Raw genomic sequence first — 11,279 nt, 5'->3', positions numbered from 1 at the left:
TTTCGGCTTAAATTCGGCGGTAGTGATTAAACCAATATATTATATGAAAAAGTAGGGTGTAAAAAAACACTATTACTGCGGTTTTAGGTAACCAACGTATGAGTACTTGTGCGGCAAACGAATAAGGCTGACTGACAAAAAGGGGATAAAACCTAAGTGATTCTCGAAGCCCTATAATAATAGAAGTTATAGCTATAAACCCAATAATTAATAAGCTTTGGGTTTTACTAAGTAGTAGATGCGGAGGGTTAAATCGCTGCAATTGTTTTAAGTTAGGATTTGAGGTACTGTTATTAACTACTTTGTTTAAAGAGTTAAGCGTAGATAAGTTCTTTTTTCGCTGTTTTAAAAAAAGAATACTAGTAAACCGTATTAAAGCAGCTATTCCAATTACTGAGGTAAAAAACTGCAAAAAACGAGCCAGCTGGATATTATCTAATAGAGGTATACTTATCCAAATCTGTAGCCAATCAAAGCGGTTGGCGATAAATCCATCAGGATGGGTAATACCATCCCATATTAAATGTGTAGCTGCCCCGAAGACGAGGGCGGTAGCAACGGGCAAAAAATGATGGCTTAACCAATACAAAGCCCTCAGAATAATAGGTTGAGCTTCCTGAATATTTATACTATGCGTTGTTTTAGGCCTGCTGCCTACTTTAATATTCGTATTATTCACAGGCAAAAAATCGATGTTGCATTCGCGACTCTGCTGGATATTAGTAATATTTTGCTTAGTGGGTTCTTTAATAACTAAAGATTGCGAAATAAAAGAGGGGTATAAAAAAGGGTTTATGAGCCCCAATAGTGCCGGTTTAAGCCACCACTGCCATAAAGCAAATAACGCCAATCCCCATGGTAAGCAATAAGTTAATAAGCTTATCCAATCATGCGAGGTTACCCATGCCTTCTCATCACTAGCAAAATTTATAAACAAGTTACCAACATAGTAAGGCACATCTGGCATCATAGAGCCTATTAACATGGCTTCGAAGTTTAGCCAACGTAGACTATGGGTTGGCGTATTTTTACGATAAAAAGGCAAAGCAGTAGCCATGTGAGCGAGTGTATATGCCATAAATCTCTTTTTTATGAAATTGTAGAAGAAATAGAAATTAAGCTTTTGTGATAGCTAAATAATCGAAAATATAAGCTATTACTATTTCTTTAATTGAGGGTTATTTAATTAATGGACGGGCAGGGTTGCCTACGACAACAGCACCTGCTGGTACATTTTTAGTCACAACCGCACCCATACCTACAATAGCGCCTCTTCCAATAATGATTGGTTGATCAGGTTTTCCATTTTTAATAATTGCACCAGTACCTATATAAGCATGATCATGGATATGGATATTTCCATTACAATTTACTCTTGGTGCAAAGGTAACAAAATCGCCAATTATGCAGTCATGCTCTACATAGCTATATAGGTTGGCATGGAAGCATTTGCCAATGCTAACATTAGAGCCGATCGTTACATATGGACTGAGTGCAGCACCTGATGAGATATTTACCTCATCCATCACGATAGCAGTATCATCGATAACCGTCCACATTGATATATTGTCTTTAAGTAATTTTTCAGCCAGCTTCTGGCGTATTAGACTATTTGAAATGGCAATAAGGACTGATTTGTTAGGTGTATCTAAAGCTGCAAACATAGCATAGTTCATAGTCAAATATCCGTTAACAACCGTTATTTCCTTATAAGCATCGTCAATAAAGATAATCTTATTTTCATGGTAATTGCCCGAAAGCTTAAGCTGTTTAATGGCCGAAGGCATTAAGCTACGACCACAACCAGCAGCACCGTATAAAGCAAATATATTATTCATGGCTTGTCTGCATATTTGATAATAAAAATGAAATTCCGTAATGAATCAATTGTTTACCATTATTAGATATATGTATCAATTTATTTAATCCTAAGGTCTTAGCCTAATTAACTTTTAATTCCCTATTACATTAATTTGGTTTTAGTTGTGTTAATGTTATAGTCTAATTGATAGTAATCTGTGTACAACATGAGTAAAATCCGAGAATATTAATTGATTACTAATAAAAAATTAAATATGATTTAAAGAGTTGACGTTATACGTATGAAAAACCATCAATAAGTTATTATTTTAATATCAAACCCAATAATCACTGAAAAATAAATAAAAGTATTCTGTGACTAAGGCAATCAGTTTTTAGCAACTATAAAGTAAGGTTTTATCTTAGGTTTCTTCCAATTTAATATTGGCTTTTTCCGATCTGTATAAAGGAAAGTAGTTTAAATTTTCTGACGTTGATGTAAGGTTGGCACATTGAACTAAATCATCATATTTCATTGGGTTAATAATTAGCCTATATGTCTTAAAATACAGCTCATACTCCTGAGAGCTGAACCCTTTTTTAAAGTCATATATTGAGTCTTTTTGTGCACCCACGCCACCACCAAAATGTAGTACCTTGTAATTATTTTCACGTCCCCAAGCTCTTGCTTGATATATAAGCAACTTGTAGGGTTCGAGGTATTTATATTCGTTTAATGTACCACCTAAATGGGCTTGAATGATTCCATTTTCTTTACAATGTGTACAAAGTAAAGCTGCTATTGCCTTGCCTTCATGATATGCCATAAATAGCTTTAGTCTATCGTGAAGGCTATCTTTAAGGGAGTAGTAATACTTATTGTCAAAATAGTAATACTCTGAGGCATTCGCATTGTCCATGGTCTCTAAGTATATTTGAGAAAATATTGGGATATTCTCTTCTGAAAACTGTTCTATTGTAGATACTACATTATTCTTAATTGCTTTTTTTATACCTCGTCTATGCCTTCTTGAAGTTTCACTCTCATGCTCTTCCTCTGATTTTGTTAAGTCAGAGATTAATGTTTGGCCATGGGTCAATGTTTGACCTACAGTAATGTTATCATTCCATTGCTTATTAAGCAGTGGATGTAGTCTTTTAAATAATGAAATGCAGCCTTCATTAAACAAAAAGGACTGTATCTGCTCTAAAATTATATTTATCTCGTCATACGTGAGTGAGTCATCGATTATTGGACCGCCATAACCATAGCTAGAGGTCGCATCCCAGTAGCCATTCCCAAGATCTCTTGCTATAAAAGGCATAAGGATTTTTTTGCCCCTATACTCAGCTTTAATCCCTTTAGGAGTTCCCTTATCGATTAGGGAGGAAGCCAGCAACCATCCTGATAAATGATAAACATCAAAAGAGTATTGTTGGATTTGTTTGTCCCACATATCACCAATGGGTATAAAGTCTACTAATACATCTTCAATCATTTATTTATTCATCCTCAGAATTACTACCAGTAAAAAAATGAAGATTCTCATCTTCTCCTTCGGGATTAATACCATCCTTAACAATTACTTTTTTTATGGTTTTAACCAGTATTTTTAGATCCAACCATAATGATTGATTGTCGACATACCAGGTATCTAATTTAAACTTTTCTTCCCAACTAATAGCATTACGACCATTTACTTGAGCATAGCCTGTTATACCAGGACGCACCTCATGCCGGCGTGCTTGTTCTTTATTATAAAGAGGCACATATTGCATAAGTAGGGGACGAGGGCCTACTAAGCTCATATCTCCTTTTAGCACGTTCCAAAACTCAGGCAGCTCATCTAAACTTGTAGCGCGTAGCTTTTTCCCAAATTCGGTCAAACGCTCGCTGTCAGGTAAGGGGTGTCCTTGATCGTCTGTTGCGTCTCTCATGGTGCGAAACTTAATCATTTCAAAAGGCTCACCGTGCAAACCTGGACGAGTTTGGCGAAATAAAACGGGCGAGCCGAGATTTTTCTTAACTTTGTATGCGATTACCGTATATACAGGAGCGAGCAGTACAAGAGCTGCCGAACTGGCAGTAATATCAAAGAGGCGTTTTAGCATAGAGTTACCTATTATTATAATCCCATTTCAGTAAGCATAGATTTATTCACGTTATGCACGTCAAACTTTTTTTCTGCTAATTGACGAGAGGCTTTTCCCATTGAAATTATTAAATCTGGATGCTTTATAAACTGCTCCATTGCTATCGCTAATTGATCTACAGATTTAATAGCAACGAGATAGCCATTATAGCCATTTATAACAGTCTCTCGACAACCCGGTGCATCAGTGGTAATAATAGGGCGACCCATGGACATAGCTTCTAGGACTGTGCGAGGAGTACCCTCTCGGTATGAAGGTAATACATAAACTGAGCTAGCTGCAATGGCTGGTTTTACATCATCTAACTTACCCCAAAAATTAAATATCTTATTGTCTACCCAGCTATCGAGCTCATGCTGCTGTATAGCATCAGGGTTTTCATCTATCCAGCCTACTAAGTCAAATTGGGTTTGCGGATATTTAGATTTAATAATTTTAGATGCTTCAGCATACTCTCTAACACCTTTGTCGCCGAGCAGTCGAGCTATTAATAAAAACCTAATCTTAGGTTTATCATCTTTTAATGGAAGCGGTGCAATATCATATTCCATAACATCAACTCCTGATCCATTAACAAGTGCGACAGAGGTAGTTGATGAAATTAAATTTAGGTTCTTAAAAAGCTGCAAATCGTCAGGGTTCTGGAAAAACACTTTATCAGCTTTAGATAACGCTTGTTTATAAAGACTATGTATCAGCTTTTGTAACTTACTACGTTTTGCAGTTTCTTCTACTTGTTGGAATGCGTAACCGAGTCCAGTGATTAATGCGAAGCGGTTTGGTACTTTAGCAAGCCACGATGCGATCGTTCCATAAATAACAGGTTTTATGGTATAGCTCATTACATAGTCGGGTTTAATTTTCTTTGCTAAAAAATATAATGCGGCTAATGTTTTGGCATCATTAATAGGATTAGTACCAGTACGCTGCATTGGTATATTGTGCACTATATAACCAAGTGCTTGAAGCTTCTGGAACTCCTTCGGAAAGTTGTCAAACTCAGGTGCTGCTATATGAATCTCAAAACCTTGGTTATGAAGGGCATTGATCAATGCACCACGGAATTTAAGGAGTGAGACAGGATAGCTTGCGATAATTAGAAACTTCATAGTTCATATCTCTATTTTTGAAGCATACGATGGAAGTAATCTATAACTTTGGGGCTTGAAAACCTTTGTAAGCCAGCCTCACTGACTATAGAGTTAAATTGAGTGTTATCGTTATAGTTATGTTCGGTCTCAATAATTAATTCTGCTATTTCTGATGCGGATAGGTTAGGAGATATATAATCTAAACCATTTTCGAAATTACCAAAGTTACGAGAATCTCCAGTATCACTTACTAACACACTACAACCATTCAATATAGCCTCAGCGACAACTCGTGACGGATAATTTGTTATTTCCTGAAGAGAAAAAACCAGTCTAGCTTTACTAAGTATTTGCTCAGCAGGTACGTATCCATAAAATATAATTGGTATACCTAACTCTTCTAATAGTTTGACTTTATACTTGACTGAATCTTCTAAGGGGCCATAGCCGGCAATAAAAAAACTAAAGTCTTCTGTCACTTCTAACTTTATAAGATTCCATATGTCAGGAATAATATCAAGTAGCTTTTCTACGCCTTTGCCATTAATTAATCTACCGATATAGCCATATAGCGGTTTCTTGGTTTGTAATTCAATAGCTTTCGGATAAACATAGGTACCATTAGGTGTTAGAAAAAGTTTAGAGCTTTTTATTAATTTGTAACTAGATACTTTGTTAAAAATATCAGGATTAAGGATGTCGACTTTTGAAACAAAAAAAAGGGATATAAATTGACGAACTCTTGAACGGTTAAAAGTTTTTAAAGATGGAGCATAATAGCAATTAGTTAGAGACATGGTTATATTATGGGGCTTAAACCAATGCAAAAAAAACAGGCAATTCATCGGATAGTGAAAATTTGCTTTAATATTTTTAAGGTTTTTCAACCATGCATAATAGTTTGATATAAAAGTTAGGAAACTATCATTTGGTTTACCAATAATTACAATGTTATCTTCATTTTCAAAATCTAATTTGCTGTAAAGTTTGGCGCTAATAACTAAAAAAATATTATTATCTTTGTGCAATAACGATTTGAAGATATCAACAAATCTTTTTTCAGCGCCACCTATATCCATAGAAACCAAAACAATATACTTAGGTCTGCTACACATTATAAGAACCTCTTGGGTTTATATATATACTTTTGAGTAATATTATTAAGATGAAGAACCATACGTAGAAAGTATCTAACATCCATGAACGATGAATAGCTAAGGCAAATATTAGGAATGAAAAAACTCCAAGTGTTTTGAATTCCTTAGTTTTTAAAATCTGTAGAATAGTAGGGGTAATTCCTATTATGAAAAAGATAATTGATAAATAACCATACTTTAATAAGAATGCTCTAATATCGGAAGAAAACATATTATAGTGCTCAAGAACTTTATTGCCTAAACCAAATATAATGTCAAAATTATCAAGATTGAAAGCAGACATATCTAGTTGAGACCTTTCATCCAATAAGTCATCACCTTGGAATTTTGAGGTCATAAAGTTAAGTATTTTTAAAAAACTTTCATTAAAAAATAACAGGATAATTATCGGAGAAAGAAAAATTGTCCTAATCAAGAAATTGGTTTTGTTTGACTTTATTAATAGAATTAATAGAAATATGAAATATGCGGCCGCTGAAAAAGTAGAAATGATACCAAGGACTAACGTTTTATTTATTTTACCTTTGAAAGGTTCTTTCTCTGCAGCTAAAAGGATACACAGGTATAAACCAAAATGGCCAGGCTCACCAAACCAACCAATATTTCTAATGATATTAATGCCGCTAATATTGTATAGCTGGGTATTTAAATATGCCATTCCATAGTATATTTTGTATACATCTGTAGATTTTAAACGTGTTTCTTGTGGTATTTGATAATCTGGGAATGGCGCTTTTAAGTAAAATAATATAATAGATATGATGCTTAGCAAGGTAATTATAAATATAATATATTTGACGTTATTCCATACTCTTATTAAATCTTTATTCAGCCATAGAACTCCTAGTATAAGCATTGACATATATAAAATATGTTTAAGACTAAAAAAGTCATACTGTCTGAAAGGCATCATTAAATAGGTAAAAAACATTGCTACAAAAATAATATAAAAAAGCACTCTTACATCTAAACTTGTTTTCGGCTTAGTAAATAAGCATGTCGCAACAAATGCCGCTGAGACTAAGGTAAACATCCATGATCTTTCCCACACAAAAAATGGTTGAAAAGAGAAGAATACAAATACAGTAAAGATGTAAATTTGGAGGTTTTTTAACTGCATTAGTGTATCCACATATTAATTAATAGTCCTAGCTGTTTTAGCTTTTGAAAGGGTATAAGACATAGCTAAATACACGATATAGTGAAATGAATATATGATTGAGTATAGCTTAACAGCAGAGAAAATATCATCAGTGGTTAAAAAAGAAATCAAGGTAAAAGTTAAGAGTGAAATTTGCCAGATTAAATCATACTTCTGACCATTGCTAATAAAAAAAGTATAGCTTAATGGACTTGAAATGAATTTTAAAAAAAACATTGGAAGCATTATTTGCGCTAAGGCCCCTGAATCAGCCCAATTCGCACCAAAAATAAAAATAAAAATTTGTTCTATAAATAATATAGCGACTATTAAAGGTATTATTGAAATTGAAAACAAAGATTTAAAAGTCTCTACATAACTTTTAGTGCATTGTCCTGTAAGTCTAAATTCGGTAGCTGCTTTTTCTTTAAAAACAGAAAGTATGGAGCCTCCGATTAAAGATATGGGGGCTAGCATTACTCTAGACATTAACGCATAAATAGCTACTGCACTTGTCCCAAACTTAAAACCTATAATAATAATTGGCAACTGTATAGCTAAGCTGTTTATTAAACCTGCGGGCATTGAAATTAGTGGGAAGTTCTTATGCTTAATAAGAACTTCTTTAGACTTTTCCAAATTTACATGAAATAACTTGGATTCCTTTAAAGTAGGTAAAAGTAGTATTAATAAAGCACATGAGGAGATCAAACCTAGGGCATGGAATGCTAAAAGATTTTCTCCAGAAGGCGAGACTTTAGCACATAGTAGTAAACCAACACTTATTAATAGTGCTTGAAATATTTTATTAAGACTTAGTTTCTTATATTCAGTATTCTGTATATAAATGGATTGCAATACAGAGTTAAAGCTTAATGCAAATAGTATAATAGATACTGACAGCCAAAAATAAATACTATACTCTAAGACTTCAAAATAATTTAGTATTATAGTAATAAGTGCAAAAATTAAACTGGTTAAAACTGCAACAAGTATTGATGTTCTTAACACCTCCAAACTGCCTTTAATGGAATCTTCAATAAAGATAGCCATATCTAGTCTAAGATTTCCTATTACTACAAAAATAGTAGCAACACTAATACCATAGAAGTAACCACCCATAATCTCTTTATTTATTTCTCTAGTTAAGATAGGTAAAACTGCTAATAGTATTAGTTGAGCTATTCCTGTTCCAGAGGCTACAGTTAATACTCTTTGCCAAAATATATTCATATTTGAATCATTCTTTCTTTATCATAAGTTTTAAAGTTCCGGAGTTAAACTTTTTATTTGATTAACTATAGTACACAGATCTTCCTCACTCAAATAGGGATGCATCGGCAAACTAACGACTTTTTTTGAAACCAAATTACCAACTGGCAATTTACTAGAACTATCAGAAACAGCGGGTTGTTTATTAAGAGGGATAGGGTAGTGCACTGCAGTGGGGATGTTTTGCTTTTTCAATTCCGATTGCAAAACATCACGATTTTCAGTTTGTATTGTATATTGCGCCCAGGCACTTTCATTATAGGGTCTAATTAGTGGCGTTGTGGTAATACCGAAATTATTTAATTGTTCTGTATAGGTGCTAGAAAGTTTTTGTTTCGCTTTTATTTCATCATCAAGGATTTCTAATTTTGGTAATAAAATAGCAGCCTGTAGTGTATCTAGACGACTATTCACACCAATACGTATGTGATGATATCTTCGATCTTGCCCATGACGTGCAATTTGCCGAATAATAGTTGCTAAGTCTTCGTTATTAGTAAATATAGCACCCCCATCCCCATAGCAACCTAAAGGTTTGCTAGGAAAAAAGCTTGTGCAACCTATAGTTGTTAAATTACAAGATTTTTTACCTTTATAAGTTGCTCCAAAACTTTGAGCACCATCCTCAATAACAGGTAAATTATGTTTATCTGCTATGGCATTGATAGCGTCAAAATCTGCACATTGACCGTATAAGCTAACTGGAATAATTGCTTTAGTACGAGAGGTAATAGCAGCTTCTAAAAGCGTGGCGTCTATGTTATAGGTCTTTGCATCAATATCTACATATATAGGGGTTGCACCTAATAAGGCAACTGTTTCAGCTGTAGCAATATAGGTAAATCCAGGGGTTATTACTTCGTCTCCGGGCCCTACACCCAATGCCATTAAAGAAATTTGCAAAGCATCTGTACCATTAGCACAAGTAATACAATATTTGGCCCCATTATACTCGCATAGCTTTTCTTCAAGCTCATCTACTTCAGGGCCTAATATATATTGGCCATGTGTTAACACTTTTTGGATATTAGCTTGGATTTTATCGCCTATGCGTTCCTGTTGAGCAGCTAAGTCAATAAATTTCATGTCTATATCTCCTTAGTCAACTTACTATCATTAAGAATATATTTAGTACCTGTATGGGTACAAATGGCTTCTCCATTACCTTTAACTGGTAGGTTTAAACGTTCGCCAAATTCGCTCATCCATCCAATTTGTTTAGCCGGTACACCAACTAGTAGAGCATAATCAGGCACATCTTTATTGACTAAAGAGCCAGCGCCGATAAATGCAAACTCACCAATAGTTATTCCACATACTATTGTACAATTAGCTCCTAAGGTTGCTCCTTTTTTAACAAATGTGCTCATATATTCTGACTTTCTATCTACAAATGAGCGCGGGTTATAAACATTGGTGAATACCATGCTGGGTCCACAAAAAACACCATCTTCAAGAGTAACGTTGTCATAGATAGAAACATTATTTTGTATTTTACAGTCATTACCAATGATAACTTTATTACCTATAAAAACATTTTGACCCATAGAGCATTTTTTACCGATGACAGCACCAGCACATATATGCACAAAGTGCCAAACCTTACTTTCTTCACCAATTGAAGCACCGTCATCAATAATTGCAGTAGGATGTCGATAGAAATTACTCATTTTTATACCTTGTATATTTATTTTAGATTTTATTTTTTAAAAAGGGGTGGTACTCACCTTTTAATCCAATACTTTTTGCATCCCGAATATGAGCAACCGTATTTATAGCGGTTCTATTTTCTTCTAGGCCAAAACCATTACCTTTAAGAATTTCTTTATAACTGCGATCGTGTAAATCAGTAAATCCTCCTGAAAACTCGATTTCTTTACCATCTACAGTGATAGAACGAAAAGTTCTTTGCCCCGTAGAAAGAATCTCTTCAGGTATATCTTTAACATCTATTGACAGGAACCAACGGACACGAGCATTTTCATACTCCAAATATCCACCAGCAGTAGTTTCAGAAGAGAAATGAACAATATTATCTTGTAACTTACCAAAGATGAAATGCAACATGTCAAAGAAATGAACCCCAATATTAGTAGCTATACCACCAGACTTTTTTGAATCTCCTTTCCATGATTGTAAATACCAACGTCCTCGAGCTGTTATATATGTTAAATCTACTTCATATTTTTTAGAAATACTTTTGCTTTGAACCCTCTGTTTTAAATCTATAATAGAAGGGTGAAGTCTTAACTGTAATATAGTGTTGATTTTATGTCCTGTACTTTTTTCAATATCTACTAAACCATCGATGTTCCAAGGATTAAGTACTAATGGCTTTTCACAAATGGCATCTGCTCCATTTCTTAAAGCAAATCGCATGTGCGAATCATGTAAATAGTTTGGTGAACATATAGACATGTAATCAATCTTTTGATTGTTCGGATGCCTGCTTAACTTATCAATATGCCTATCAAATCTCTCAAACTCCGTAAAAAAATGAGCCTCTGGGAAATAACTATCAATTATCCCTACAGAGTCGTTAGGGTCATAAGCTGCAATAAGGTTATTATGAGTATTGTTTATAGCTTTCATGTGGCGGGGTGCAATATATCCCGAGGCCCCAATTAGCGCAAAATTTTTCATTGATGTATACCTCTTATTTTT

Annotated in this window: 11 protein-coding genes; all 11 read right to left on the bottom strand. The window is 34.2% G+C overall.

The window, feature by feature from the left end; translation table 11 throughout:
- Positions 1 to 7: 7 nt before the first annotated feature.
- Complete coding sequence (locus AC2SLL_RS04405; protein ID WP_486530475.1) at positions 8 to 1,078, bottom strand: DUF4184 family protein; 1,071 nt, start codon at positions 1,076 to 1,078, stop codon at positions 8 to 10.
- A gap of 100 nt (positions 1,079 to 1,178) precedes the next feature.
- Positions 1,179 to 1,838: a NeuD/PglB/VioB family sugar acetyltransferase gene (locus AC2SLL_RS04400; RefSeq protein WP_486530474.1), complete on the bottom strand. Its 660-nt coding sequence runs from the start codon at positions 1,836 to 1,838 to the stop codon at positions 1,179 to 1,181.
- 384 nt (positions 1,839 to 2,222) lie between these two features.
- Positions 2,223 to 3,299, bottom strand: coding sequence for a GNAT family N-acetyltransferase (locus AC2SLL_RS04395; RefSeq protein ID WP_486530473.1), 1,077 nt, complete (start codon positions 3,297 to 3,299; stop codon positions 2,223 to 2,225).
- 4 nt (positions 3,300 to 3,303) lie between these two features.
- Positions 3,304 to 3,912, bottom strand: a complete 609-nt coding sequence (locus tag AC2SLL_RS04390; protein WP_486530472.1) for a sugar transferase — start codon at positions 3,910 to 3,912, stop codon at positions 3,304 to 3,306.
- Positions 3,913 to 3,926: 14 nt separating this feature from the next.
- Positions 3,927 to 5,063, bottom strand: a complete 1,137-nt coding sequence (locus AC2SLL_RS04385) for a glycosyltransferase family 4 protein (RefSeq protein ID WP_486530471.1) — start codon at positions 5,061 to 5,063, stop codon at positions 3,927 to 3,929.
- A gap of 11 nt (positions 5,064 to 5,074) precedes the next feature.
- On the bottom strand, positions 5,075 to 6,160 hold the full coding sequence (locus tag AC2SLL_RS04380) for a glycosyltransferase (protein ID WP_486530470.1): 1,086 nt from the start codon (positions 6,158 to 6,160) through the stop codon (positions 5,075 to 5,077).
- Positions 6,153 to 7,235 carry a hypothetical protein gene (locus AC2SLL_RS04375; RefSeq protein ID WP_486530469.1) on the bottom strand — a complete coding sequence of 361 codons (1,083 nt, stop codon included), beginning with the start codon at positions 7,233 to 7,235 and terminating at the stop codon, positions 6,153 to 6,155. Before AC2SLL_RS04375 ends, AC2SLL_RS04380 begins: the two co-directional genes overlap by 8 nt.
- 102 nt (positions 7,236 to 7,337) lie before the next feature.
- Complete coding sequence (locus tag AC2SLL_RS04370) at positions 7,338 to 8,576, bottom strand: lipopolysaccharide biosynthesis protein (protein ID WP_486530468.1); 1,239 nt, start codon at positions 8,574 to 8,576, stop codon at positions 7,338 to 7,340.
- A gap of 30 nt (positions 8,577 to 8,606) precedes the next feature.
- The gene (locus tag AC2SLL_RS04365; protein ID WP_486530467.1) at positions 8,607 to 9,701 is read right to left on the bottom strand and encodes a DegT/DnrJ/EryC1/StrS family aminotransferase; all 1,095 of its coding nucleotides are present in this window, start codon (positions 9,699 to 9,701) and stop codon (positions 8,607 to 8,609) included.
- 2 nt (positions 9,702 to 9,703) lie between these two features.
- Positions 9,704 to 10,285, bottom strand: coding sequence for an acyltransferase (locus AC2SLL_RS04360; protein WP_486530466.1), 582 nt, complete (start codon positions 10,283 to 10,285; stop codon positions 9,704 to 9,706).
- 22 nt (positions 10,286 to 10,307) lie between these two features.
- The gene (locus AC2SLL_RS04355; protein ID WP_486530465.1) at positions 10,308 to 11,258 is read right to left on the bottom strand and encodes a Gfo/Idh/MocA family protein; all 951 of its coding nucleotides are present in this window, start codon (positions 11,256 to 11,258) and stop codon (positions 10,308 to 10,310) included.
- Between the last annotated feature and the right edge of the window lie 21 nt (positions 11,259 to 11,279).

It is taken from the genome of Psychrobacter sp. CX97 (assembly GCF_057396285.1).
This window is presented reverse-complemented; position numbering and strand designations above follow the sequence as displayed.